The organism is Sporosarcina gallistercoris, from assembly GCF_014836415.1.
Taxonomy (GTDB): Bacteria; Bacillota; Bacilli; order Bacillales_A; family Planococcaceae; genus Sporosarcina; species Sporosarcina gallistercoris.
Window position 1 is genome coordinate 101,411 of sequence record NZ_JACSQY010000004.1, and the last position, 25,307, is coordinate 126,717.

At 44.0% G+C, this 25,307-nt stretch carries 23 protein-coding genes and 2 pseudogenes; 5 read left to right on the forward strand and 20 right to left on the reverse strand.

Annotated elements, in window-relative coordinates:
- From H9659_RS15400 to H9659_RS07475, 8 genes and pseudogenes are all read right to left on the reverse strand, one after another.
- Positions 1–161: pseudogene (locus tag H9659_RS15400) on the reverse strand (IS5/IS1182 family transposase); the annotation flags it as partial.
- Positions 162–342: 181 nt separating this feature from the next.
- Positions 343–888 carry a DUF4358 domain-containing protein gene (locus H9659_RS07445; protein ID WP_191689308.1) on the reverse strand — a complete coding sequence of 182 codons (546 nt, stop codon included), beginning with the start codon at positions 886–888 and terminating at the stop codon, positions 343–345.
- A gap of 192 nt (positions 889–1,080) precedes the next feature.
- A complete protein-coding gene (locus tag H9659_RS07450; RefSeq protein WP_191689309.1) occupies positions 1,081–1,920 on the reverse strand; it encodes a MurR/RpiR family transcriptional regulator in 840 nt (279 codons plus the stop codon).
- Positions 1,921–1,940: 20 nt separating this feature from the next.
- Entirely contained in the window at positions 1,941–2,852 is a 912-nt protein-coding gene (locus tag H9659_RS07455) for an ROK family protein (RefSeq protein ID WP_191689310.1), read from the reverse strand.
- A gap of 96 nt (positions 2,853–2,948) precedes the next feature.
- Entirely contained in the window at positions 2,949–4,448 is a 1,500-nt protein-coding gene (locus H9659_RS07460) for a sodium:solute symporter (RefSeq protein WP_191689311.1), read from the reverse strand.
- An 81-nt stretch (positions 4,449–4,529) separates the two neighbouring features.
- Positions 4,530–5,402 carry an N-acetylneuraminate lyase gene (locus H9659_RS07465; RefSeq protein ID WP_191689312.1) on the reverse strand — a complete coding sequence of 291 codons (873 nt, stop codon included), beginning with the start codon at positions 5,400–5,402 and terminating at the stop codon, positions 4,530–4,532.
- Positions 5,403–5,443: 41 nt separating this feature from the next.
- Positions 5,444–6,130: an N-acetylmannosamine-6-phosphate 2-epimerase gene (locus H9659_RS07470; protein WP_191689313.1), complete on the reverse strand. Its 687-nt coding sequence runs from the start codon at positions 6,128–6,130 to the stop codon at positions 5,444–5,446.
- Positions 6,131–6,386: 256 nt separating this feature from the next.
- A complete protein-coding gene (locus H9659_RS07475; protein ID WP_191689314.1) occupies positions 6,387–6,752 on the reverse strand; it encodes a winged helix-turn-helix transcriptional regulator in 366 nt (121 codons plus the stop codon).
- 187 nt (positions 6,753–6,939) lie between these two features.
- On the opposite strand from H9659_RS07475, the gene H9659_RS07480 reads away from it, so the two are divergent.
- Entirely contained in the window at positions 6,940–7,926 is a 987-nt protein-coding gene (locus H9659_RS07480; protein ID WP_191689413.1) for a Gfo/Idh/MocA family protein, read from the forward strand.
- A 62-nt stretch (positions 7,927–7,988) separates the two neighbouring features.
- Here the strand turns inward: H9659_RS07480 and H9659_RS07485 are convergent, their stop codons facing one another.
- The 4 genes from H9659_RS07485 to hxlA all read right to left on the reverse strand — a co-directional run bounded on the left by H9659_RS07485 (position 7,989) and on the right by hxlA (position 10,813).
- Positions 7,989–8,801: a Cof-type HAD-IIB family hydrolase gene (locus tag H9659_RS07485; RefSeq protein WP_191689315.1), complete on the reverse strand. Its 813-nt coding sequence runs from the start codon at positions 8,799–8,801 to the stop codon at positions 7,989–7,991.
- Positions 8,802–8,849: 48 nt separating this feature from the next.
- Entirely contained in the window at positions 8,850–9,467 is a 618-nt protein-coding gene (locus H9659_RS07490) for a cyclase family protein (protein ID WP_191689414.1), read from the reverse strand.
- 148 nt (positions 9,468–9,615) lie between these two features.
- Entirely contained in the window at positions 9,616–10,170 is a 555-nt protein-coding gene (gene hxlB / locus H9659_RS07495; RefSeq protein WP_191689316.1) for a 6-phospho-3-hexuloisomerase, read from the reverse strand.
- A 1-nt stretch (position 10,171) separates the two neighbouring features.
- Complete coding sequence (gene hxlA, locus H9659_RS07500) at positions 10,172–10,813, reverse strand: 3-hexulose-6-phosphate synthase (protein WP_191689317.1); 642 nt, start codon at positions 10,811–10,813, stop codon at positions 10,172–10,174.
- A gap of 412 nt (positions 10,814–11,225) precedes the next feature.
- On the opposite strand from hxlA, the gene zwf reads away from it, so the two are divergent.
- Genes zwf through gndA form a run of 3 tightly spaced genes read left to right on the forward strand, consistent with a single transcriptional unit; the run spans position 11,226 to position 15,549 of the window.
- The gene (gene zwf, locus H9659_RS07505) at positions 11,226–12,728 is read left to right on the forward strand and encodes a glucose-6-phosphate dehydrogenase (RefSeq protein ID WP_191689318.1); all 1,503 of its coding nucleotides are present in this window, start codon (positions 11,226–11,228) and stop codon (positions 12,726–12,728) included.
- Between the two features lie 35 nt (positions 12,729–12,763).
- Entirely contained in the window at positions 12,764–14,113 is a 1,350-nt protein-coding gene (locus H9659_RS07510) for a glucose-6-phosphate isomerase (protein WP_191689319.1), read from the forward strand.
- Positions 14,114–14,133: 20 nt separating this feature from the next.
- Positions 14,134–15,549, forward strand: coding sequence for an NADP-dependent phosphogluconate dehydrogenase (gene gndA, locus H9659_RS07515; RefSeq protein ID WP_191689320.1), 1,416 nt, complete (start codon positions 14,134–14,136; stop codon positions 15,547–15,549).
- A 62-nt stretch (positions 15,550–15,611) separates the two neighbouring features.
- Here gndA and H9659_RS07520 read toward each other — a convergent pair whose 3' ends face one another.
- The 5 genes from H9659_RS07520 to H9659_RS07540 form a co-directional block, all read right to left on the reverse strand.
- A complete protein-coding gene (locus H9659_RS07520; RefSeq protein WP_191689321.1) occupies positions 15,612–16,973 on the reverse strand; it encodes a dihydrolipoyl dehydrogenase family protein in 1,362 nt (453 codons plus the stop codon).
- A gap of 251 nt (positions 16,974–17,224) precedes the next feature.
- Positions 17,225–18,613, reverse strand: coding sequence for a DHA2 family efflux MFS transporter permease subunit (locus tag H9659_RS07525; RefSeq protein ID WP_191689322.1), 1,389 nt, complete (start codon positions 18,611–18,613; stop codon positions 17,225–17,227).
- Positions 18,614–18,618: 5 nt separating this feature from the next.
- A complete protein-coding gene (locus tag H9659_RS07530) occupies positions 18,619–19,179 on the reverse strand; it encodes a TetR/AcrR family transcriptional regulator (RefSeq protein ID WP_191689323.1) in 561 nt (186 codons plus the stop codon).
- A 156-nt stretch (positions 19,180–19,335) separates the two neighbouring features.
- A complete protein-coding gene (locus H9659_RS07535; protein WP_191689324.1) occupies positions 19,336–19,929 on the reverse strand; it encodes an NADPH-dependent FMN reductase in 594 nt (197 codons plus the stop codon).
- A 42-nt stretch (positions 19,930–19,971) separates the two neighbouring features.
- Entirely contained in the window at positions 19,972–20,823 is an 852-nt protein-coding gene (locus H9659_RS07540) for a VOC family protein (RefSeq protein WP_191689325.1), read from the reverse strand.
- Between the two features lie 199 nt (positions 20,824–21,022).
- Between H9659_RS07540 and H9659_RS07545 the strand changes: the two genes are divergently transcribed.
- Positions 21,023–21,361, forward strand: coding sequence for a winged helix-turn-helix transcriptional regulator (locus H9659_RS07545; RefSeq protein WP_191689326.1), 339 nt, complete (start codon positions 21,023–21,025; stop codon positions 21,359–21,361).
- Between the two features lie 637 nt (positions 21,362–21,998).
- Here H9659_RS07545 and H9659_RS15405 read toward each other — a convergent pair.
- From H9659_RS15405 to H9659_RS07555, 3 genes and pseudogenes are all read right to left on the reverse strand, one after another.
- Positions 21,999–22,181: pseudogene (locus H9659_RS15405) on the reverse strand (IS5/IS1182 family transposase); the annotation flags it as partial.
- A 422-nt stretch (positions 22,182–22,603) separates the two neighbouring features.
- Positions 22,604–24,145 (reverse strand): BCCT family transporter, encoded by a 1,542-nt coding sequence (locus H9659_RS07550; RefSeq protein WP_191689327.1) that lies wholly within the window; start codon positions 24,143–24,145, stop codon positions 22,604–22,606.
- A gap of 323 nt (positions 24,146–24,468) precedes the next feature.
- Positions 24,469–25,209: a class I SAM-dependent methyltransferase gene (locus H9659_RS07555; RefSeq protein ID WP_191689328.1), complete on the reverse strand. Its 741-nt coding sequence runs from the start codon at positions 25,207–25,209 to the stop codon at positions 24,469–24,471.
- Positions 25,210–25,307 lie beyond the last annotated feature (98 nt).

Below are 25,307 nucleotides of genomic sequence, written 5' to 3' on the forward strand. Positions count from 1 at the left end.
TTGGAGGAATGTCATTTTAATGAGTACACTGAATCTATGCTTGGTCTCACAAATAGTGAATATTGATCTTCAACCAATGGATAAATGAAGCAAAAACTAATTGTTGCATCTAATTTACGAACCAGATTGTCTTGCGGAACTACCTGTTCGATCGTAAGCATTTCCTTCACCTTATTTGATAGTTGGGAGATCCCGTTGATTTCCGCCCTGAACGGAAATCAACGGCATGTACTCCTTCATTCTCAGAGTCAACGATGCAAAAAGACAAAAAGGGTGAAAATCAAATCGATTCACACCCCTTTTGTCTACAGTCTGAAAACACAAACTGTGTCTTTTCCTTTGTTAGAAGCTATCGTTGAATGCTTTCTCGATTGCTTCCGGATTTTCATATGTCACATACAAAAGGAAGTTCCCTTTTGTGACGATTTTGTTGTCCTTCACTTTCTCATATTGGTCAAGTAAGTATTGCTCCCAAGTTTGAACTTGAGCTGCCAATTCGTTTTCAAGTGAAGCCTTCAGTTCACTGACTTGTTTTTCGTCTTTTGCTTCCAATAAGATGATTTCATCTGATTTGACACTCATGAGCGCAGCAATTACTGTCCCATTCTCAAGTGATTCTGGATTCAGTTTCATTTTCTCGATCCAAATATCCGCTGCAGAATTCTCATCTTCGGTCTCGGTTAAATCCACTTCTTGATAGACTTGACTCATTTCCTCTACACCATCAGCCTTCAAGTCTGTCGCAACTTGGTCCTTGATGTTTGAAATGATATCTGTAAATTCCACTTCAGTGGCCTCGTCATTATTCGATTCATCTGCATTCTGATTGCCGCAAGCCGCCATCAGGACTGCCATGAATACTACTAAGATTCCCGCTAACTTCTTCATAAAATCCCCTCACTTCACTAAATGTGTGTTTCCATTAGGAGTAGTCGGATGACCTTCTAAAAAGTTTCATGTTCGTTCAAGAAAGCGAAAACATGAGAGAAATGTCCCAACCAACGCAATCTAGACACGGCCTCGTCAAACACCATAATTATAATCAGTTATCAAGCGTAGATAAGCGAGCAAAGATCTTGTTCAATATAGTTTTGTCGAGATGTTTGCAGAAATTTGGGTGCGGATCTCTTCCGCTCTTTCTACATTCCCGACTGCCAATCCTGTGCAGAGGACATCGATTAAAAACAATTGAGCGATTTTCGATACTAATGACCCGCTGTCCAGTGGGTTTTCTTTCGCTGCACCGAGGAGTATATGATCTGCATATTGGCTTAATGGTGACTTCAAATAGTTCGTCAACACAATGATTGTGGCACCTTTTTCTTTTGCGATTTTCACTGAATCAACGATATCCTTTGTACCACCCGATATGCTAATTGCGATAACGACACTGTCTGCGTCGAGCGAAGAAGCCAGCATCACCTGAAAATGCGGATCGATGACAGCTGTCGCTTGCCGGCCGATCCTCATCAACCTGCTTTGCATATCGAGTCCTGCAATCCCCGATGACCCGACGCCAAAGATGACAATATTGTCTTTCTGTTTCAACACATCTATCGTACGTTGCAATTCCTTTTCATCCACTATCCCTGCGGAGTCTTCTACAGCCCTTACCATGTTCGTCCGGATTTTATCCAGATAGGTGCCGTGCTCAGCTACAGTTGCATCCGTCGCAAGCTCTTGGGCGTAGGAATACTTAAAGTCTTGAAATCCTTTAAACCCGAGCTTCCTGAAAAAACGTAGCACTGTCGCTTCTGCTGCACCACTGGCCTCACACAATTCTGTAAGAGATAAATAGATGACGTGAGCCTCATTCGCAGTTAAATATGTGTAAATCTTATGCTCGGACTTCGTAAACTCAGGTTTGTATTGCTCCATGAGCACAGACGGCTTCATGCCTTTCAGCGGTCCCGTTTGCATATCAGATGTTCTCCTTTCCCTTAGTCGTCCTGGACAGGGTTGTTGTTTAAAAAGTGGCGTACTGCTCCCAACAGATTCGCATCATTCCCTCTTTCCGCCAGTACTACAGTCAACTCTTTTTTGTGGTTCGGCATGAGCTTCGATTCGAGAGACGTTTGAATCGCTTCTTGCAATAATTCCCCTTGCGCTGAAATTCCTCCACCAATCACTACCACTGAAGGATTTAAAATCAGGACGAGTGAGGCTAATCCTGTTGTCAAATCGTCCATCCATTTTTCAAATATAACAATCGCTTCGTCATTTCCAGATCGGATCATGTCAAAAAATGCAGGCAGCTCCACCTCACCAAACTGTTGCTGAACAGCAGCAGCTAACGCAGCACTGGATGCATATCGCTCATAACACCCTGCTTGTGTACATGTACACATTTTCCCTCCAGGATGCAAAATCATATGTCCGATTTCACCTCCGGAAAATGTAGCCCCTCTATATAACCTTCCGTTGATGAACAACGCACCACCGATCCCTGTTCCGAGTGTTACGGTCAAAAAGTCTTTGACGTTGCGAGCGGCGCCTACCCATTGCTCACCTAGTGCTGTACAGTTCACGTCGTTATCCATCGTAGCCGGCACATTGAATTTTGTCGTCACTTGCTCACACACATTCATCCCTGAATAGCCAGGAATCGTGTCCGTTGCATAGATAATCGATCCATTCTCTGCATCTACTTGCCCCGCTGAACTAATCGCCACTCCATCCAGTTTTTCTACTGTTTGCATCTCTTCGCAAATCATCAGGATTTTTTCCATCAGATGCGAACCGCCCTTCTCGGCTTCTGTTGGATACGCTTTCGGGTTCGTCAACTCACCATACTCATTTGAAATTGCTGTTTTTATCGATGTGCCGCCAATATCGATCGCTCCAATGTGCATACCAATTCCCCTCTCCACCTATTCCATTTACTATATCATTTCAAAAGGAAGAGGACAGCACCTAACATACGGCGCTGTCCTCCCTTTCTCTCCTTATTAGCCTTTTGGCTGATCGTAATACGTAAGATGTGCCGAAGCGTCTTCCGCCTTACTCTTGCCTTTGAACAGCAAGCTGAACAAGTAACCGAATACGAGTGATGAGACAAGGTTAATAAGCGAATACGCCCATAACGTCGTGTCTGTGAAATAAGAGACATAGATGGCGATCATGGTCGTGACAATGAACCCTGCAATGGCGCCTTTTGTGTTCGCGCGTTTTGTGAGGACACCAAGTGTGAATGTACCACCGATAATACCGAGTACAAGACCCATCAAACCGTTGAACCATTCATATGCAGAACTTACGTTGGAATATGCGAGAACGATTGCAAAGACGATCGACAGGACTCCAACAACGATACTGACGATTTTAGCGATTTGCGTTCCTTTTTCATCGGACATATCGGGACGCAGAACCTTTTGGATATCCAACGTCCAACTGGTCGCGACACTGTTCAAACCTGTAGAGAGCGTCGATTGACCTGCCGCAAAGAGTCCAGCGATGAGTAATCCTGAAATCCCTGCAGGTAACTCCGTGACGATGAAATTCGCAAAGATAAGATCTTTAGCACCATCCGGCATAGCGCCGCCTGCCTGCTTATAAAACACGTACAATGACGTACCGATAAAGAAGAACAACGTTGCGGTACCAAGAGAGAGCACACCATTCAGGATGGTCATTTTGTTCATCTGCTTCAAATCCGTCGTAGTCAAATAGCGTTGGACCATGTCTTGACTGGAAATATACGAGAATAATGTAGATAATCCTGCTCCAAGGAAGATGATGAACAAGCTATCATTGAAAATATTCGGGTCGAAAATGACAGCTTCACTAAAGAATTTGTTATCTTGGACACCGACTTTCATAATTTCCGGAAGACCGCCTTTAATGGAAAGAACAAGCACGACAAGAGCAAAAACCCCTCCTCCGATCAGCACAATTCCTTGGATGAAGTCTGTCCACAGTACGGACTTGATCCCGCCAATTGACGAGTAGATGGTTGCGATGACACCCATGAATAGGATGATCATGACAGTATGGATACCAGTCACCGCGGACAACGCAAGCGCTGGCAAGTACATGATAATCGACATCCGCCCGACTTGGTAGATGATGAAAAGAGAACTTCCCATAATCCGTAAACCTTTGCCAAACCGTCTTTCCAAATATTCATAAGCGGTATCGATGTTAAGATTGCGATACACCGGCAAGAAGAAGTAGATTGCTACCGGTACAGCGATGAACAATCCAATTTGTCCTGCCCAGAGCTGCCAGTTTCCTAGATACGAGTTTCCTGCAAGTGATAAGAACGAAATCGGAGAGAGCAACGTCGCAAAAAGACTGACGGATGTCACCCACCACGGGATACTGCCATCTCCTTTAAAGAACTCTTTCCCTTTCATTTCCTTCTTAGCAACCGCGATTCCGATATATAAAATGAAGAGCAAATAAGCAATTAGAATTACATAATCGATTACAGCAAACTTTCCGTCCATCCCTTTTCCCCCTATCATCTCTTGTTCAGCAGTAAGCGCTTACTTATATAATAGAAGACTTTCGAAAAAGTCTTCTATTCATCACTTGCTCAAAAACTTCGCTGCGAGTTCTTGTGCCACTTTCACTTTGTCTGCCGATAGCTGTTTCATTGGCTTGCGGCAAACTCCCGCTTCCACGCCTTGTGTTTTCAACATCTCTTTAATCGTCTGATAAAGGCCGTTAGCAAGAATTCCTGAAATCAAATCATTCGTCACTTTTTGGAGTTCACGTGCTTCTTCAATTTTGCCTTCTTGAGCAAGTTGGAAAATAGAGCGTGCTCGTGCACCGTTGACGTTGAACGTACTGCCGATTGCACCGTCCACATTTAAAACAGCTGCAGATAACAACATTTCGTCAAATCCTGAATAGATCAGTTTCTCTGGATACGCATGACGTAAACGCTCGAGCAGATAGAAATCAGGTGCTGTGAATTTTACGCCGATGATCTTCTCATTTTCAAACAACTCACCAAATTGTTCCAGACTCATGTTGACACCTGTTAAAGCAGGAATCGAATAGATGATCATCGTGTTATCGACACTATTAATAATCGTGTTGTAGTAGTCTTTAATCTCTTCGAAATCGAACTTATAGTAGAACGGTGTGACGGCAGATAGAGAATCATACCCTAGATCTGTTGCGAATTGAGCGAGTTCGACAGCTTCATCGATGTTCAGTGAACCGACTTGAGCGATCAGTTTCACTTGGTCCCCTGCTTCGTCTTTGACAATTTCAAAGATCCGCTTTTTGTTTTCAGTTGAGATCAGGAAGTTCTCTCCTGTGCTTCCGTTGACATATAGACCGTCTACTTTAGAAACATCGATATTGTGACGAACTAACTGGCGTAATCCTTTTTCATGAATGTTACCCTGCTCGTCAAATGCACACATTAGTGCTGTAAAAATACCTTTCATTCTAATCCGCTCCTCTTTTTGGGATATTTGTTGGGAATCTCTTATTTGTTTTGAATGGCAGCTGCAAATTTTTCAGTGATTTTCATAGGACGTGTAATGGCGCTTCCTACGACAACTGCATGAGCACCGAGTTCAATTGCCAATCTCGCTTTTTCAGGAGTATCAAAGTTTCCTTCGGCGATGACCGGCACGTTCACTTTCTCAACGAGTTGCTTCACAAGTGCTAACGGGTTCACGTCTTGTGAATAAGGTGTGTAACCTGCTAATGTCGGAGCGACAATATCTGCTCCCGCTTCAACTGCAAGGATGCCTTCTTCCAAAGTCGACACATCTGCCATGAATAGTTGCTCAGGAAATGCTTGTTTTGCTTGGCTGAGAAGTTGTGGAAACGTTTGGTTTCCAGGTCTCATCCGATTCGTCCCGTCGAGTGCGATGATGTCGACGCCTTCTTCAGCCAAGGCAGAGATTTCTGTGAACGTTGGGGTGATGAATACCGCCTCGTCCGGAAAGTCCTTCTTAATAATCCCGATGATAGGGAGATCGACTTCTTGTTTAATGGCTTGGATATCTTCTACGGAATTTGCACGGATGCCAACCGCTCCGCCTTGTTTTGCGGCAAGCGCCATTTTACTCATGATGAATGAGCTGTGCAACGGCTCATCCTCCAATGCCTGGCAAGAGACAATGAGGGAATGTTGTAATCGGTTTAGTAAATCTAGGCTGTTCATGGATAGTCTCCTTGCTGATTGACGTTAAACGAGAATTTGACCAGTATCTTTTTTACCGCTAAGTAGAAAGCGTTTTCAATCTATTGGCACTATATCATTCATGAAAGTTAACTGTCAAACATTTTTATTTAATGATTAACAATCCGTCATTATGATAACGTTGGGACTGTCAGACTGCTTTTTTCGTACAAAAAAAGAGGCTGGTTTTGCCCCAGCCTCATCATTTTTAGCCAATTGACCAAATAATCGTTGAAAATCAGTTTCCCATCTGTTCTTCTTCGTCATGGGTATGTAAATTGGTTGCAATATAGGTTTTTCCCCATTCATACATCGCATCTAAAATCGGCATGAGCGTTCTTCCTTGTTCAGTTAGAGAGTACTCCACTTTTGGAGGAACGACTGGATAGACTTCGCGATGGACGATTAAATGCTCTTCAAGTTCGCGCAATTGGTTGACGAGCATACGTTGCGTAATTCCAGGCATCAGAGTCTTTAATTCACCAAATCGCTTTGTTCCTTCTTTTCCTAAATGCCAGAGGACTAACATTTTCCATTTCCCCCCGATAATCGATAGCGTTAATTCCTTCTCACAATTAAAAGATTTCTCACCTAAATTTGGCACGTTATCCCTCCTGAAGCTTATAATCACCTATAGTATACTTTTTAGCACTATGTATACGTTAATATGGTAGTTTGAATTGCAATTCGTACACATTATAATGGGACTATCCCCATTCGTAAATCTTCTCGTTCGTCATCATAATTTATGGAAACGACAGGGTTTCATACTACAAAACAGAGGTGAAATGATGGTTAGAATCGGTTTAGTCGGCACGAACTGGATTACAGAACGATTGTTGGATAGCGCGGCCCACGTGGATAACCTCAGCGTTGCTGCTGTTTACTCAAGAACAAGTGCACGCGCAGAGGAGTTTGCTAGTAAACATGGAATTCCACATCAGTTTACAACTATCGAGGAAATGGCTGCTAGCGACAAAATTGACGCGGTGTATATTGCTACGCCGAACTCTTTTCATGCACCACAAGCCATTCTTTTCTTACAAAATGGTAAACACGTATTATGTGAGAAACCGCTCGCAGCCAATTCAAATGAAGTTCAACGTATGTTTGAAACTGCAAAGAAGCATAACGTTCTTTTAATGGAGGCTATGAAATCTACCCTCCTTCCAAATTTCAAAGTGATCCAAGATAACATTCACAAACTGGGACCCATTCGAAAATACTTTGCAAGCTTCTGTCAATATTCTTCACGATATGATCAATATAAAGAAGGAACCGTCTTAAATGCGTTCAATCCAAAATTTGCGAATGGTGCATTGATGGACCTCGGCGTCTATTGTTTATACCCTTTGATTGCTCTGTTCGGAGAACCCCTTGAGGTAAAAGCCACGGGCACACTCCTAGAATCCGGTGTAGATAGTTCGGGAAGTGTTACATTGAAATATGAAGAAAAAGATGCGGTGTTGATGTACTCTAAAGTTTCAAATTCCGCATTGCCATGGGAAATCCAAGGGGAAAAGGGTACGATGTTGATAACGAAAGTGTCATCTCCTGAACATGTTGAAATCCATTATCACGATGGTAGGATCGAATCGCTTACCGTTGAAATGCCTTATCCATCGATGTACTACGAAATTCGAGAGTTTGTAGATTTGATCGAACAAGGCAAAAACGAATCGGACGTGAACACCTATTTCAATTCGTTTACGACCATGAAAGTGGCAGACGCCATCCGGAAAAATATCGGATTGGAATTCCCAAGTGATCTACATTAACAAAAACAAGGCTTGGACTAACTGTTCGCAGAGTCCAAGCCTTGTCGTATGATTACGGACATTTATTTAATTGTTGAAGCGGGTTCCAATATAAACTTCTCAAGCGTATGGAGTACACCTTCATCATTGTTGGTCTTAGTGATATAATCAGCGACACTTTTCAATGCCTCAACTCCATTTCCCATTGCTACACCTAAACCGGCTGTCGTAATGAGTTCAAAATCATTATGGTTATCGCCTATTCCAATTATTTCAGACTGCTGGATTCCAAGTTGTTTTGCTAAGTAAAGTAACGCAGTCCCTTTATTCGCTTCAGGGTCCGTGACTTCCAAGTAATTCGGTTTGGATTTCGCAATATGTGCTTCCGAACCGAATTCTCGGTGTAACTCGATTTGCAAGCCTTCCAAATACATTGGTTCTCCAATGAACAACACTTTTGTGAATCCCCTGTCCGTAAGGCTGCTTAAATCGTCCACGACAGTATAGGACACGTTGCTTTCCCTTGCATAGTTCTGAATCTCTTCATTGTCTTCATCTACATAGACAATATCGTCTTGGTACACTTGAATGTGCACCTGATGCTTTTCTGAAAACTCAATGAGCCGTTCTGAGATCTTTTTAGAGACTGGTCGTTCGAACCAAATCTTTTTCTCATCTACGTCTTTGATGACTGCCCCTTGGTACGTGATGAGCGGGACATTCAAGTTCAGCTGTTGGGCAAACTTTTTTGCAGAAGGAAACATGCGCCCCGTCGCGAGTGTTACTATTACGCCGCTTTCAACTACCTGACGTATCGCAGTGATTGTATGAGGCGTAATCTCCAATTGATCCGTCAATAGTGTTCCATCGAGGTCGATCGCTACTAATTTATACATAAAACTTCTCCTTTACCACTTAACGAATTCCTAAAATCTCCAAATTCTTCATTGAAGACCTTCAAACAATAACACCCTTGCTGGAGATGCGTCCGTACCTACTAACTTAAGAGGAGCTGCAACCATGAAGTAGTCCCCTTGTTCCACTTCTTTCAACCGAAGTCCTTCAATGATAATGATGTCACTTGCAAATAACGTTTTGTGAGTCGGATGTCCTTCTTGGCTTCTTTCAATTCCAAGCGCATCGATTCCGATTCCGCGTATGCCAATTTCAGCGAGATACTCCGCACCATCAGCCGCCAAGTAAACGAAGTCAAAATCAAATTGTTCTTCAAAAGAGTTCTTTGTCTTCAATAAAACAAAATCGTTCTTCTCAAGGTTGAATCCTTCCAAGTCTGCTTTTGTAACTCCGGACCCGACAGTTGTTACATCGATCACTTTACATGGTCCGACAAGATTGGTTAGCGGAAGCGTCTCAAAGGTATCACCTTCTACAACCATATGAAGCGGTGCATCAATGTGAGTACCCGTGTGCACATCCAATTCCAAGCGCGTTTCTGTAACGTAGCCATTGGTCACCCGTTTCAATTCAGGCTGCTTTTCCGGCTTGTTTTTATAGACCGTCATTCCCTCATAAATTGAACTCGTTACATCATACATTTTCATCATTAACGACCACCCATTCATTATTAGATTCTATACAAACTATACCGTCTCCCTTGCACATTCGCCATCTACCTGTTTTAAGGAACCCCATTTTCAGATGAAAAAGCCTGAGTCACCATAGTAATCAGGCTCAGGCTGTTCAACACTTCTATTCTAAATTCGCGTGACGACCGTACATAATATCAGAGTGCGAGTCACTTTTCTCCATCACACACAAAATGAGACCATCGTAGAACAAGAGTAGCGCTTGTTCAAACAGTGAGCCCATTGGCTGAATGGATATTCCACTTGCGCTATGTGCTTTCGATTGAGCAGGAATTTCGATTGTATGATCCGCCAACTTTCCTATTGTTGAGGACGGATTGGTTGTAACAGCTGCAATCGTTGCGCCGATGCTTTTAGCTTTCTCTGTCATCGCAACCAAGCTACCCGTTTCGCCCGATCCAGTGCCTACAATGAAGAGATCCTCGGCTTCCAAGTTAGGAGTTACGGTTTCGCCTACAACGTATGCTTCAAGGCCGATATGCATCATACGCATCACAAATGCTTTGGCCATAAAACCAGAACGTCCTCCACCTGCTACGAAAATCTTATTCGCGTGAAGAATGGTGTCGGCTAAGTTTTCAGTGTCTCCGTCATTCATAAGTGAGAGGGTACGTTTCAGTTCATCCAGTATTTCCTGTGTGTAGGCAGTTGCGTTCATATTATACGAACGCGCCTTGTTCGATCATCTGTTTGATTTGTTGCGCTGCTGCTTTCTTATCTTCTTTGCCAGTGATTCCGCCACCTACAATAATGAGATCCGGTTGAGCTTGGATCACTTGTGGAAGTGTTTCTAGCTTAATCCCACCGGCGATTGCCGTTTTTGCATTTTTTACAACGCTCTTTATCGTACGGAGGTCTTCAAATGAATCTTTTCCTTCCGCTTGGAGATCATACCCTGTGTGGACACAAATGTAATCTGCACCCAACTGATCGAGCTCTGCAGCACGTGTTTTAATATCTTTGACTGCAATCATATCAACCAAAATCTGCTTACCAAGTTTTTTAGCTTCTTCGACAGCGCCGCGAATGGACGAATCTTCTGCTTGAGCAAGAATGGTTACGATATCCGCTCCAGCTTCAGAAGCATTCCCAACTTCATATCCTGCTGCGTCCATGATTTTCACATCTGCGAGAACTTCCAAATCAGGAAAGGCCGCTTTGACTTCTTTCACTGCAGCGAGTCCTTCTTTGTTGATAACTGGAGTTCCGATTTCTACGATATCGATAAATTCTCCAACTTCTTTAACGACTTGGATTGCTCCCGGGATGTCGACAAGATCCAATGCTAATTGTAATTTCATATATTTGTTCTCCTTTTATATGTTTTTTCAGTGCTCACTCAGTGTAAATCTATAGTTATCCTTTGAGAAGTACGCACTTTAAAATCACATACTGACAAGGAGTATACTGTCTGAATGGATTTATATAGAAGGATTCCTTTCCACTTCATAAAAGAGAAGACAGTTTGCATATGAATTTTAAAACTAAGATTATCGTCATTTTCCAAAAGTAACTATACTGCAAATCCATGAAAAACCTTTAAATGATGAACGCTTACTTCTGTTCTGAGTATTCGTCATTCTTCACAGTATACTTTTTTGAACTATTTGTTTTAAAACTGCGTACTTACATTTCTCACGCGGTACTCTTATACTAAGTACTGGTGTATTTTTAAATACCGGGATTACTATTCACCCATTGGAGGGGAAACCTATGCAATTCAATAATTTCTCTTCACAAACTGAAGAGCACAGCGAACGAAATGCGCAAGGGATGACAGTTGTTTTGTTTGGCGCTACAGGTGATTTGGCCAAGCGAAAGTTATTTCCTGCATTATATAATTTGTATGTCGAGAACAAAATGCCAAAAGCTTTTTCAGTTATTGGACTGGGACGTACCCCATACACCGATGATGTTTTTCAGACAAAGGTGGAACAATCACTACGGACATACTCAAGAGGGAACGTTGAAGACGAAGGGTTACAACCATTTCTAAACTCCTTCAGATACTGTACATTCGACGCAACAGAGATAACGTCTTATAAAAAGTTGAACGAACTCATCGGACAACGGGAACGTGAATTGGCTATCCCTGAAAACCGCTTATTCTACTTGTCCGTTGCTCCAAGTCTGATCGATGTCATTACCTCTAATCTCAATACAAGTGGCATCATTCAAACCTCTGGATGGAAACGGCTTATTGTAGAAAAACCTTTCGGAAGTGATTTAGCATCTGCCCGCGATTTAAACGAAAAGTTACGGACCGCGTTCCATGAAGACGAAATCTATAGAATCGATCATTACCTCGGGAAGCCGATGGTCCAAAATCTGGAGACGTTGATCCTCGTCAATCCTGTATTGGATTCGTTATTCAATCACAAACTGATAGCGAATGTGCAGATTACTGCCAGCGAAACGGTTGGCGTCGAAACTCGTGCTCCTTATTACGACAAGGCGGGCGCAATTCGCGACATGGTGCAAAACCATATGCTCCAACTCGTCATGATGACCGCACTCCATCTGCCTAAAAAGGCTCAACCTGAGGAAATCCGTACAAAAAAAGTGGAAATCATGGAAGCCTTGCGTCCGATTCATGAGGAAAACTTACAAACCGACCTGATTCGTGCACAATACGATAAGGGGGAGATCTTCGGCATCGACGTTCCTGCTTATCGCGAAGAACCGGGTGTCCCGAACTCATCCATGAATGATACGTATATCGCTGCCCGCTTATTTATCGACAACGAGTTTTGGAAAGGGATTCCTTTCTATATACGGACCGGTAAACGGTTGGATAAAAAATCGACACGCATCGTCTTTGAATTCAAGGAACGTCCGACGCTAATGGAAGACTATCATCCTGAAGGACTGGCTCCGAATCTGTTGATCCTTGAAATCAGTCCGAATGAAAGCATTTCGTTACAGGTGAACATGAAAGACCCTTCTACAAATCGTTTCCAACCGTCCACAATCACGTTCACTACAAATTCAAGCAATCAGCCAGAAGCTTACGAACTTCTACTGCATGACGCCATGCTCGGCAATGCAACCTTCTTTGCCAATTGGAAAGAAGTCGAGTTGTCTTGGCAATGGATTCAGCCATTACTGGAAGCGTTCGAAGAAAATCGTTTACCGTTAGTCTCGTATGCCGCCGGCTCAACGGGACCGAAAGAAGCAAAACAGTTACTTGCAAAAGATCACGTCAACTGGTGGTAATGAGACCGCCTTTCACATAAAAGGAGATACAGCACATGTCAGTTACATTTGAATATACAAACGCAATGTCGTTCATGAAAAGTACGGAGATGGATAATTTCAGTGAATTTGTAAAGCAGGCACATAACCAAATCCACGGCCAGCGTGGTCCTGGATCGGATTATCTTGGATGGGTGAATTGGCCGATCGAGTATGATAGAGAAGAGTTCGAACGAGTGAAATCGGCTGCTTCCAGGATTCAACACCAATCGGATGCACTGATTGTCATCGGGATCGGCGGTTCGTATCTTGGCTCCAAGGCTGCGATCGAAGCCCTTTCGCATACATTCCATAACCAAATGGCGGGCAATACTGAAGTGTATTTCGCAGGACAGAATATCAGCTCCATCTATATCGAACACCTTCTGCAAGTATTAGAAGGAAAGGATATTTCCATCAATGTCATTTCTAAATCAGGGACAACGACTGAACCTGCATTGGCTTTCCGGATTTTCCGTGAATTCATGGAGAAAAAATACGGGGAGGAAGAAGCACGCAAAAGAATTTACGTGACGACGGACAAAACAGATGGCGCGCTTCGCAAGCTCGCGACCGAGGAAGGATATGAGACCTTCGTCATTCCTGAAGATATCGGAGGACGTTACTCAGTACTTACACCCGTAGGCTTACTTCCAATCGCTGTTGCAGGTCTTGATATTGACCAGATGATGGCGGGTGCTAAAGCCGCTTACTATGAGTATAATAATCCTGATCTTGCGACAAACGGGAGCTATCAATACGCTGCGGTTCGAAATATCTTCAACAGCAAAGGAAAATCCATTGAGTTATTAGTGACCTACGAACCGGGTCTCCATTATGTTGCAGAATGGTGGAAGCAACTTTTCGGAGAAAGTGAAGGAAAAGACGTAAAAGGTCTCTTCCCTGCTTCAGTCAACTTCACGACGGATTTACATTCCATGGGACAATACGTTCAAGAAGGTCGTCGGTTATTCATCGAAACCGTGTTGCAAATCAAGAAATCGCCAGTTGAACGGACAATCCAAGCGGATGCTACCAACATTGATGGGTTGAATTTCTTATCGGGAAAAACGATGGACGAAGTGAACAAAATGGCGGCACTCGGTACGACTCTTGCACATATTGATGGAGACGTTCCGAACTTGCTGATCGAGTTGGACGAGTTAAATGCATACACATTTGGGGAGCTCGTCTATTTCTTTGAAAAAGCGTGCGCTATCAGCGGGACGTTACTTGGCGTGAATCCGTTTGACCAGCCAGGGGTTGAAGCATACAAGAAGAACATGTTTGCGCTGCTTGGCAAAGAGGGATTCGAGGATGAAAAGAAGCAACTGGAAGAACGGTTAACGGAGATTACTAGTTACTGAATTCAGAACGGAGGATGACTATGAGCAATCAGCAAATCGGTGTAATCGGACTTGGCGTCATGGGATTGAACTTGGCGTTGAACATGGAGAGTAAAGGATTCCCTGTAGCGGTCTATGACTACTGGACAGATCGGACGGACGAATTCATTGCCAATGAAGCAAAAGGAAAAAACATTATCGGGGCTTCCACTCTTGAGCAATTTGTCGCGTCGATTGCAGCCCCACGCAAAATTTTGATGATGGTGAAAGCCGGCGAGACGACAGATTCTGTCATCCAATCCCTCCTTCCACACCTAACAACGGGCGATATTTTAATTGATGGCGGCAATACATTTTTTGAAGATACGAATCGTCGGACTGCCGAGTTAAAAGCGTCAGGTATCCATTTCATCGGTACAGGCGTCTCAGGCGGCGAAGAAGGTGCAAGATTGGGCCCTTCCCTTATGCCAGGAGGACCGAAAGAAGCGTATGAACAAGTTAAACCGATCCTGGATGCCATTTCAGCGAAAGTCGATAGCACGCCATGCAGTGCCCACATGGGCCCTGAAGGAGCTGGCCATTATGTGAAGATGGTACATAACGGAATTGAATACGGGGATATGCAACTGATTTCCGAAGCCTATTTCATCATGAAGCACGCTCTCGGGTTGACGTCTGCAGAATTGCATGACACATTCGCAGAGTGGAACAAAGGCGAACTGAATAGTTACTTGATCGAAATCACTTCCGAGATTTTTGGGAAGGTGGACGAAGAGACGGGTAATCCGCTGCTAGACCAGATTTTAGACAAAGCCGGACAAAAAGGGACAGGCAAGTGGACAAGCCAAAATGCATTGGACTTAGGGATTTCACTCCCAATCGTGACGGAATCCGTCTTTGCACGGTTCATTTCTTCTATTAAAGAAGAACGTGTTGCTGCGAGCCAATGCTTGACAGGTCCCGAAGCAAAACCATTTGCGGGGGATCGCAATGAGATGATTGAAGCAATCCGAAAAGCTCTGTATATGAGTAAGATTTGTTCGTATGCCCAAGGTTTCGCTCAAATGCGTGCCGCATCCGTACAGTACGGGTGGGACATTCCATATGGGGAAGTTGCGATGATTTTCCGTGGAGGTTGCATTATCCGTGCGCAGTTCCTACAAAATATCAAGGATGCATTCGATAAGAATCCGGAGTTGCCGAACTTGTTGGTAGACCCTTATTTCACGAAAATTGTTGGCGAGTATCAGTCATCACTTCGTGAAGTACTTGCCTTAGCGATCAAACAAGGCGTTCCGACTCCTGCATTCTCTAGTGCACTTGCTTATTATGATAGTTACCGGACAGCGACGCTGCCGGCTAACCTGATACAAGCGCAACGGGATTATTTCGGTGCGCATACGTATGAGCGCATCGATAAAGATGGATCGTTCCATACAGATTGGTCGAAGAAATAATTTTAAGTATGTAGGATCCCCCCGCCATTCAAATGGAATGGCGGGGGGATCCTTTTAGTGTTTCAATCGACCTCATTCAACATGGATCCAATATCGGAAGCAGCTGTAGGATAAGCGAAAATCGTTTTCTTCATGTCTTCAAAAGTTAACTCCAGGCGAATGGCTGTGGAGAAATGATTGATGAGATCATCTGCATTTCCGCCTAAAATATGTGCACCCAGGACGGTTCCTTTCTCGGCATCCGTAATGAGCTTGAAGGCAGCTGCTTGCTCGTTTGTCCTTTTAAACGTAAACCAATCCGATATTTCCCGGTACGTCACTTTGGTTTTTTGAGTGGACTTTCTTGCCTCTTCTTCTGTCAACCCGACAGAACCGATTTTCGGGACTGTAAATGCAACAGATGGGACAACCGGATATTCAATAGGCGTACTGTTGCCATGCAATAGATTTCGGATGACTGCATCTGAATCCCTTGAAGAGATCGGAGTCAATGGCGGCGCTGAGGTTTCGGCTGCATCTCCCGCAGCGTAAACGTCAGGATTACTGACGCTTTGCAAGTATTCATTGACATGCACGCCCCCTTTTTCTCCAAGATCGACATTCCCTTTTGCAGGATCGATATCGAGCGCAGGCGCGCGTCCCAATCCATGGACAACTAAGTCGCCTGTAAAGGTTTGCTTTGCGCCGTCTTTTTCAGCTGTTACCGTATACGTTTTTCCGTTCTTTTCAATAGATTCGACGCGCGTATTCAGGTGGATTTTCATGCCTACCTGCTGAGAACGTTTTACAAGAAGATCTACTAAATCCGGATCGAATTGTTCAAGAGGACGTTCCCCGCCATGGATCACTTCCACTTCTGCACCAGCACGTGCTGCGAGATGTGCGAATTCCATCGAGATATACCCGCCGCCTGCAAAGAGAATCTTCTTCGGCATCTCTTCAAGATCGAGGAAATCATCACTGTGAATCATTAACTCCTCGCCTTTGAGTCCTAATTTCACAGGTTGTGCTCCCGTCGCGATAACGATTTTCTTTCCGGTAAGCACGTCCTCACCTATTCTTATTTGAGTTTTCGACTGGAATTTTGCATGGCCATGATAACAATCAATCCCGAGCTCCTTAAATTTCTTTTCGGTGTTTTCAGGAATGGACTCCGTAAACGTTTTCTTAAACGCCATCAACTCTTTCCAATCAATTCGTGTATCTCCCGAGAGTCCTTTTCCTGTCATCCTCTCCTTCCAATCCATCCATTCCGCTGCTCCTACTAACACTTTTTTCGGATCACACCCCCGCTGGGAACATGTTCCGCCATATGTACGACTTTCAACAATGGCCACCGTCCAACCCGCTTTTTTACAAGCTTGAGCAGTACTCGATCCTGCTGTTCCAGTGCCGATTACAATCACATCATAGTTTTTCTTCAAACCTGGATTCCTCCTTCTTCATACTTTCGTAAAATTTGGCTGTTCAGGTTACAAAGCCATTATCCTATTCATCTTCGTCCGACAAGCCATCTTTCCATAAAACATAGATACTACTTCATTTACCCAGGTTCAATTGTTCTAATCTCAAAGGTTAATTTGACTATGAAAGATTTTGGACGCAAAAAAGCTGATTCCGCCTAATTAGCAGAACCAGCTTTTCTCAACGATCCAATTCGATCGGTGTGCAAGTATTATTGCGTTTTCTTCAAGAAGAGAGACAGCACCACATTCATGACAGCCAGCACTAAACTGAACGTAAATACCATAGAAGTACCTGCCGCGGTAGCCGCCATTAAGGTTGCACCCTCCGCTAAAGCTGCTACTTGTTTAGCAGATAGTATTGAAATCATAATGGCGATTCCGACAGCCCCTGATACTTGCTGTGAGGTTTGGGTAACCGCAATGCCATCCGGATAGAGCCGTTTCGGTAAGGCATTCAACGTATTCGTCTGAACCGCTCCGATCGTCATACCTACGCCAAGCATCATCACGATATGTGTAACAACCATCATCCACAAAGCTGTTTCTGTTCCATATTGAGAATAGAGGGCATATCCTGCCACTACGAGCAGCGTTCCTGGTGTAATGATTGCACGCGGGCCATACCGGTCGAATAAGCGTCCAATCGGAGGAGCCAGAATGCAATTCAACAAACTTCCCGGCAGCAAGACCAGTCCTGTTGCAAAAGCCGAAATGATGAGTACCACTTGCATATACATCGGTAAAACCACGAGCATGGAAAGCATACTGAAGAACGTAATACTATTCATAGTGAAACCTATTACAAATTGGGGATGTTTGAAAACTTGCAAGTTCAGCATCGGTGATTCGAGCTTCATCTGTCGGACAACGAATAATACGAGTGCAACAAGTCCGATGACGATTGTTCCGATTACCGTCATACTTCCCCATCCATAGTCCCCGCTGCTGCTAAATCCGTACACCAACCCACCGAAACCAAGAGTGGATAAGATGACTGATAGACTGTCGATTCGAGTTTCCCGAACTTCATTTACATTCGGGATGAAGATGTACCCGAATACTAAAGAAAACAGCAGTACCGGTAACGTAACTCCAAAAATCCAATGCCACGAGAGTGTATCCAGGATCAGTCCTGCGAGGGTAGGCCCTAGTGTAGGTCCAGCCAGGATCACCAGACCCATGATTCCCATAGCGCCTCCGCGTTCGTTCGGCGGATAAATCGTGAAAATCACATTTTGTGTCAACGGTAACACGATGGCAAGGCCTGCTGCCTGAATGACACGTGCAATGATCAGGACACTAAAGACAGGCGCAACTGCAGCAGTACCCGTTCCTATTATCGATAAAGTCAGCGATGCGATGAAAAGCTGACGTGTTGTAAATTTTTGCATCAGATTCCCTGTAATCGGAACAAGTATTCCGAGCGTCAAGAAGTAGCCTGTAGCCAGCCATTGAATTGCAGTTGTACTTACTTGAAAAATGTGGCTGAGTTCGCCTAGCGCAATATTCAAGGCGGTCTCGCTGAACAACCCGACAAACCCTGCCGTGAATAACGCCAACATGATAAATCCTCTTTTAATTTCTCGTTCCTTCACCATACTTTTTAAAACTCCTTCATCAATTGAGGTATGACGTTCGATATCGTTTGTAAAGGGAGAGAAGAGTTTTGCGCACGACACAGGAGCAATCCGCCTTCTATGGATGCAGTCAAGAACAATGCAACGGAGGACGCACGATCACTTGAAAAACCGTCTTCAAGTAATTTGGCACAGAAGATGGATTCGATTTGTTCATAAAGCGCTCTGCAAGCTTCACGAGCAGGTTCGCTAAGCAGAGACATCTCACTTACGATACTGCTGAACGTATATCCCGCAATCGTTCCATCCCGATCCAAATCGCTGATCATCTCGCCAATAACCGCACGCGCTGCCGCTTCTGTAGAAGCAGTGCCGTGAAAGACCAATTCAATATCTCTAGTGAGCGTCTGGTTGAGCGAATGTAAACATGCAATGAGCAACTCTTCCTTACCTGCTGGAAAATGGTGATAGAGTGCTCCCTTCGTAATTCCGCAAGCTTGCAGCAATTCGTTCAACCCTACGGATTTGTAGCCTCTCTGCTGAAAAAGCGTTGTCGCCGTTTCAATCATTCGTGTTTTTGTATCCACAATTCTCTTCCTTCCTTCGACATACCAACCGGTCTGTATTACTATAGCAGAACTTTCCCGAATGATGTAAGTGTTTTTTTAGATGAATACCTAAAAAAGCTCCGAGCGGAATGCTCAGAGCTTACTTGTATGTTTTCATTGATCGGATTTTAAATGTTATCTCAATGTTTTTAATGCGCCGCTCCAAGCAATTACCTGATCGAGCATTAAGTTCACATTATCTAAATGTAGTTCTTGCGGCTTCAATACAGATCCGTTTTCAAAGTCCGTAAAGAGAGAGAGCGTAGGATGGGTGCGCACATCTGCAATCATGAGTTCTCCCATGATACCTCGCAAATGTTCTGCTGCTCGAGCACCTCCTGTTGAACCATAACTCACAATTCCCGCGGCTTTGTTATTCCATGCCTCACGCGCAAAATCCAAAGCATTTTTCAGCGCTCCTGAAATACTATGATTGTACTCCGCGACAACAAATACAAAGCCATCCAAACTAGCAAGCTTGTCATTCCAAGCCGTAATTCCCGGCTCCGTCCCATCAGTTGTCCCTAAGAACGGCAATTGGAATTCAGCGATATCGATGATTTCATAATTGGCATCTCCCCGTTTGTCTGCAATCCCTTTCACCCATTCCCCAACTTGCGGGCTAACTCGACCTTCACGCGTACTCCCTAAGATAATTCCGATATTCATTGTATTCATGTTGTTTTCCTCCTTGTTTTTTTTAGTGAGTATTCTTGTAAAAAAACCCATTTCCTTGACACCATCCTATTCTTTCTTCTTTAGCCAGCCTGCTTATACCTCTAATACGATTCGATTTCCTGAAGGATCGGATGTGATATAGCGACGGTCTTCTTCCTTCACATTTCCGCCAATGCGGTTAATATTCTTGATGGTTTCCAATCGCACATCTTCATCAGGTAAAACGAGCGTAAAGGATTGCAGACCTACACTATTATGAGATGGCGCCGGAGCTCCCTCCCCATTCCATATGTTGACTGCTATATGATGGTGGTATTTCCCGGAAGAAAGGAACAATGCCTGCCTGCCGTACCGGTTAACGACATCGAGTCCTAACCCATTCACGTAGAACTCTTCAGTTTCCACTAATTCAGAAACGTGTAAATGGATATGCCCCATCACCGTTCCTTCCGGCATTCCTTGCCATGACGATTCGGTACTGGAAGCCGATAGCAAGTCATCAAAATCAAGAGGATCTACTGTCATCTTCACTTCTTCCGCTTCCCAGCTCCATTCAGAAGGAGATCGATCGATATAGATCTCAATACCGTTACCATCTATGTCATTGAGGTATAGTGCTTCACTGACAAGATGATCGGATGATGCTAACGGAATACCTTGTTTGGATAGATGAACAACGAGATCTGCTAAATCCGATCTCTGCGGTAAAAGAATTGCAAAGTGATACAATCCTGTAGTTCTACCTTGCTTAGGCACCGCATTTTCCGGCTGCACCAAAGACAAGATACTGGTTTTTCCATCCGCAGTCAGCTTCACGGATGAAGGAGTTTGCTCCAAGATATCGAAACCAAGAATGTCTTGGTAGAAAGATATTGACTGCTTCAGGTTTTTCACTTTAATTTGGACGTGACCAACAAATGTTGTGGGTTTTGTATGGAAATTCATCATAATCCTCCTATCATTTTTGTATTCAGTGGTTCATAAATTTTCGACACAACGCATGCTGCTACAATCTCCTTTTATAATCTAGTTACTTTATGTAACCAACTATATATCAGTAATAAAGTATTGTCAAGTGCATTTGTTTTATAATGTAAGAAGAATGAAGTTCGTGTTATACTGGGAGTAGAGAGGTGTATATACCATGAAATATTCGACCATATGTCCAAAATTCGAAAAAGCCATTTCCCTCCTGAGTCAAAGATGGACGGGGCTAGTCATTTACCAACTATTATTAGGGACTCAACGGTTTAGCGAGATTCAGTCAGCTGTCGGAATCAGCGGAAAGGTCTTATCTGATCGTTTGAAAGATTTGGAAAGCCAAGGAATTGTTAAACGGGAAGTATTTCCTGAAACTCCTGTGATTATTGAATACTCCTTAACCGAAAAAGGACACGCCATGGCACCTGTTTTAAAAGAAATCGAAAACTGGTCGCAACATTGGGTAACCTCAGAAGAGGACGCATCCCACGAGCTTGACTAGAATTGGCAAAGAGAGCTTGCTACATAGCATGCTCTCTTTTTTCATGAAATAACTCCCCTACACTCTATTTATTTTCAAATGTAATTCCACGATTCATCATGGTGTTTGCATTACTTGACTGCTCCATATGTTGCCTTCCACCACTCTCCATACACCACAGCAGTACTAATTGAATGCACAAACTCAAGAAAAAACGCATTGCTAAAGAGCATTTCGCCAAACTGTAGACAAAAGTGTAGGGGATCAATTTGATTCCCTCCTTTTGTCTTTTTTGCATCGTTGACTCTGAAAATGAAAGCTAACAGGCCGTTGATCTCCGTTCCGGACGGGCGCTTTCCGGGGGCTTGCCCTCAGCCAATCGAACGACGAAGAGTTCGATTTGCCGTATTTTAGTGAACTTCGCTAAAATTAAGGCATCATTAATCCTCCTCGCTTTGCTCAGTCCGGTTTTTTTTGAAAACACGTGCTCCTAACGCTTCGCTTTTACTCGCAAAAGCCGTTCTTCGTTACGGCTTTCGCTGATCCCCAGGAGTCGCCGTCCTGCACTTCAATCAACTGAATCTCCCATGAGACATTCACATCTTACAAGCAAAGAATTCAGTTGGCGGGCTCTTTGTCCATCGCATAGTACGCGATGGATACCCCAAAATGTGCTTTGTGTATTGAATTTATTGAGTACAACAATATCTATGCTAGGTCTCCCGTATATCGAATACAGTTTTTCAACCAATGGATAAATGAAGTAAAAATCACTAGCTGCATCTAATTTACGAACCAGATGGTCTTGCGGAACTACCTGTTCAATCGCACGCAGCTCCATCTGTCCCCGTTCATCACCTCATTCGATAGTTGGGAGATCCTGTTGATTGTAGCGGAGAGCGGTGACTCCGGAGGGATCAGCAAAAGCGAAGCGTTAGGAGCACGTGTTTTCGAAGACCCTGGACTGAGCAACGCGAGGAAGATGAGTGCTGCCTTAATTTCAGCAAAGTTCGCTAATATACGGCTAATCGAACTCTTCGTGGTTCGATTGGCTGAGAGCAAGCCCCTCGGAAAGCGTCCGCTCGCAGCGGAAATCAGCTTTTCATTGTTTATTCCGTTGAAAAATAAAAAAGACTGTAGGCAAACCCCATGATTTCTGGAGTTTGTCTACAGTCTGACGCATTGCTAAAGAGCAATGCGCGTTTCGTTGTTCTATATTCTTCACGATGTAAGTTCTGTTACAAAATCCGATAGTAACAGAAACTACTCTTTTTCAACAATCCCCTGTTCGATCGCAAGCACTTTTGCCACTTTCGGTGCGTACCATACCACGAGAATCAAAAGGAACGATACTGGAACTGCGGCAATGACGACAAATGACTGCAAAGCGCCGATTCCTCCGCCGCCGATTTTAATGAGGATCGTGGCGATTGTGGCCATGATGACCGCCCAAAATACACGAACGACTTTTGGTGGGTTTCCGTCGCCCGTCACGGCCATGGAAATCGAATACGACATGGAGTCCACTGTCGTCACTACAAATAGTGTCGTCAAAATCAAGAAAACAGTAGGCATGATGAATCCTAGCGGCATTTGTTCCGCTATGGCGATAATTGCACTCGGCAATCCGCCTTCGTTCAATGGACCGCTGACTGAACCTGTATTGTTCAACTCGTAGAAAATACCCGTTCCGCCAAGTACCGTGAACCAAAAGTTTGTAATGACAGGTGCTATAACAGCAACCACTAAAAAGATTTCACGGATTTTTCTTCCATTGGAGATTCTTGCAACGAATAATGCCACCAACGGGCCGAATCCTATGAACCATCCGAAGAAGAAGAGCATCCAGCTTCCTAGCCATGCCTCATCCCCGCGGAATGTACTGATACTCACGAAATCACTGACATACGTACCAAAGGAAGACATGAACGTGTTGACGATGAACAGACCCGGACCGAATACGATCAGGAAGACGGCAATTATCGCCACTAAGTTCACGTTCAGTTTACTTAAGAATTGTATCCCCTTCTCGATACCTGTAAGGGTGGACACGAGAACAACTCCTGTCAAAATAACGATGACCGAAAGCTGCGTTACGAATGTATCCGGTATGCCGAAGATCGCACTGACTCCATAGCTGACTTGCAACCCGAGAAAACCGATCGGCCCAATCGTACCAGCGGCAGCACCTATGATACAAAATACATCGGCTGCCGTACCCCATTTGCTCGTTAAAATTCTCTCTTTTAAAATCGGATACAAAAGGGTTCTCGGTTTCAACGGCATCCCCTTATGCTTATGCGCATAGATCAAAATGATGGAACTGATCGCACCGTAGACAGACCATGCGGTGAAGCCCCATGACATGTAACTTTGAGCCAATGCAGGCCCAATCGCTTCAACTGTCCCGCCTTCTATCCCTTTATGCATGGGAGGCACGTCCAGAAAATAATACATAGGCTCTGCCGCCGCCCAAAAGACACCGCCCGCGCCTAAGCCCGTCGTCAAAATGACGGCCACCCATTTGAAATAAGACATCTCAGGCTTCTTTGCATCGCCCAGACGGACTTTGCCATACTTTGAAAACGCCAAAACCGCACCTACTGCAAAAGTGGCCATCATGAGAAATTGCCAATACGCCCCAAAGTAGCGAATGGATAAATCGAATCCCTTATTCACAAAGTTGCTGACCTGGTCCACTTTAAAAATCGAAAACAGCACGAATGCCATTAAAATGCCACCACTCCATAGAAATACAGGCCAATCAATCTTCCGACGAATAATCTTCCAAAAGTCGTTCGTCATAATTCTCCTCCAATATTCGTTTTGCTTTCACATCTATAATGTATTTCCGAGACAATCACAGTTACAGCTTAACCTTCTTCCCCTCTACTTCTTCATCAGCACCTGCAAAAAAAAAAAGCAACACGATTTGAATTCGTGTTGCATGTCTCATACAAAAACTCATAGTACAGGATATATCCTGCCTTCCCACATGTCAACACATGCCCATATTTTTCTAATATGGTGAAAGGTCAGTCATCAGATTTACTTCGGTTTTAACTATGCTTGGATTTGAATCAATAATAAAAAAAGGGCGCCTTCATGGCACCCTTTTTAATATACGATTATCCTGTTTTCTTCACCTTCACCCGATACGACAAACACTCATGTAATGCCACTCGCTCATGATAGCGCCATTCTTCAAAATCCATCGCACCGCCTGGAAAAATTCCGACGATGCTTAAACCGGCCTTTTCGCACAGTCCACCAATTTCCTCCAGAGAATAACAGCGTAGGGACTGCGTGACCTTATCCTCTGGATGATCTGGATGCCACCAAGTATCCAACAGAGAACGTGACCCTTCATCATAATGATATACACGATATGCTGCGTCCACCGTCATCTCTCGGCCATCCACCTGCTGCCAGTACCGTGGCTGATAGATGTCGATCAATGCACAGCCATCCTTTTTCATCCAATTACGAATCTGTTGCAAGAGAAGAAGCTGATCCTCATCTGATCCGATTCCGAAACCATCAAAGTAACTTACAACATCAAATGTCTCTGGCAATTCAAACGTATAGAAATCACCACAATAACTCGTCACCAGTCCATCAGAACGTTCTCTAGCAAACTCCACTAACTCAGGCACCAACTCGAGTGTGGTCATCTGGATTCCTTGTTCCGCCAATATTTTCGCAACATCTCCTCTTCCCGCTCCAATGTCGAGCATCACTCGAAAAGGCTTTCCGACTTGCTCCTTTACTTCGTGAGCGAACTCGGCATATGCATCTTCCATATCTACATTCTGATTCATCCACTCAAATTGCTTCCGATAAAAGGGTTCTACCCATGATTGTGTCATTTAGATTCCTCCTGTAATTTTTTCGTTTACAGAGAAGAATTCAAGTACAATTGCGTCATGGTCAACCCTCCCTTTACTAGTTAAAAACGATTATACAG

Bases quoted from the DNA above. Each gene is read 5' to 3' on its own strand.
- H9659_RS07445 (WP_191689308.1), bottom strand. From the start codon at position 888: ATGAAGAAGTTAGCGGGAATCTTAGTAGTATTCATGGCAGTCCTGATG.
- H9659_RS07450 (WP_191689309.1), bottom strand. From the start codon at position 1,920: ATGCAAACGGGACCGCTGAAAGGCATGAAGCCGTCTGTGCTCATGGAG.
- H9659_RS07455 (WP_191689310.1), bottom strand. From the start codon at position 2,852: ATGCACATTGGAGCGATCGATATTGGCGGCACATCGATAAAAACAGCA.
- H9659_RS07460 (WP_191689311.1), bottom strand. From the start codon at position 4,448: ATGGACGGAAAGTTTGCTGTAATCGATTATGTAATTCTAATTGCTTAT.
- H9659_RS07465 (WP_191689312.1), bottom strand. From the start codon at position 5,402: ATGAAAGGTATTTTTACAGCACTAATGTGTGCATTTGACGAGCAGGGT.
- H9659_RS07470 (WP_191689313.1), bottom strand. From the start codon at position 6,130: ATGAACAGCCTAGATTTACTAAACCGATTACAACATTCCCTCATTGTC.
- H9659_RS07480 (WP_191689413.1), top strand. From the start codon at position 6,940: ATGGTTAGAATCGGTTTAGTCGGCACGAACTGGATTACAGAACGATTG.
- H9659_RS07485 (WP_191689315.1), bottom strand. From the start codon at position 8,801: ATGTATAAATTAGTAGCGATCGACCTCGATGGAACACTATTGACGGAT.
- H9659_RS07490 (WP_191689414.1), bottom strand. From the start codon at position 9,467: ATGAAAATGTATGATGTAACGAGTTCAATTTATGAGGGAATGACGGTC.
- hxlB (WP_191689316.1), bottom strand. From the start codon at position 10,170: ATGAACGCAACTGCCTACACACAGGAAATACTGGATGAACTGAAACGT.
- hxlA (WP_191689317.1), bottom strand. From the start codon at position 10,813: ATGAAATTACAATTAGCATTGGATCTTGTCGACATCCCGGGAGCAATC.
- zwf (WP_191689318.1), top strand. From the start codon at position 11,226: ATGCAATTCAATAATTTCTCTTCACAAACTGAAGAGCACAGCGAACGA.
- H9659_RS07510 (WP_191689319.1), top strand. From the start codon at position 12,764: ATGTCAGTTACATTTGAATATACAAACGCAATGTCGTTCATGAAAAGT.
- gndA (WP_191689320.1), top strand. From the start codon at position 14,134: ATGAGCAATCAGCAAATCGGTGTAATCGGACTTGGCGTCATGGGATTG.
- H9659_RS07525 (WP_191689322.1), bottom strand. From the start codon at position 18,613: ATGGTGAAGGAACGAGAAATTAAAAGAGGATTTATCATGTTGGCGTTA.
- H9659_RS07535 (WP_191689324.1), bottom strand. From the start codon at position 19,929: ATGGGTTTTTTTACAAGAATACTCACTAAAAAAAACAAGGAGGAAAAC.
- H9659_RS07540 (WP_191689325.1), bottom strand. From the start codon at position 20,823: ATGAATTTCCATACAAAACCCACAACATTTGTTGGTCACGTCCAAATT.
- H9659_RS07545 (WP_191689326.1), top strand. From the start codon at position 21,023: ATGAAATATTCGACCATATGTCCAAAATTCGAAAAAGCCATTTCCCTC.
- H9659_RS07550 (WP_191689327.1), bottom strand. From the start codon at position 24,145: ATGACGAACGACTTTTGGAAGATTATTCGTCGGAAGATTGATTGGCCT.
- H9659_RS07555 (WP_191689328.1), bottom strand. From the start codon at position 25,209: ATGACACAATCATGGGTAGAACCCTTTTATCGGAAGCAATTTGAGTGG.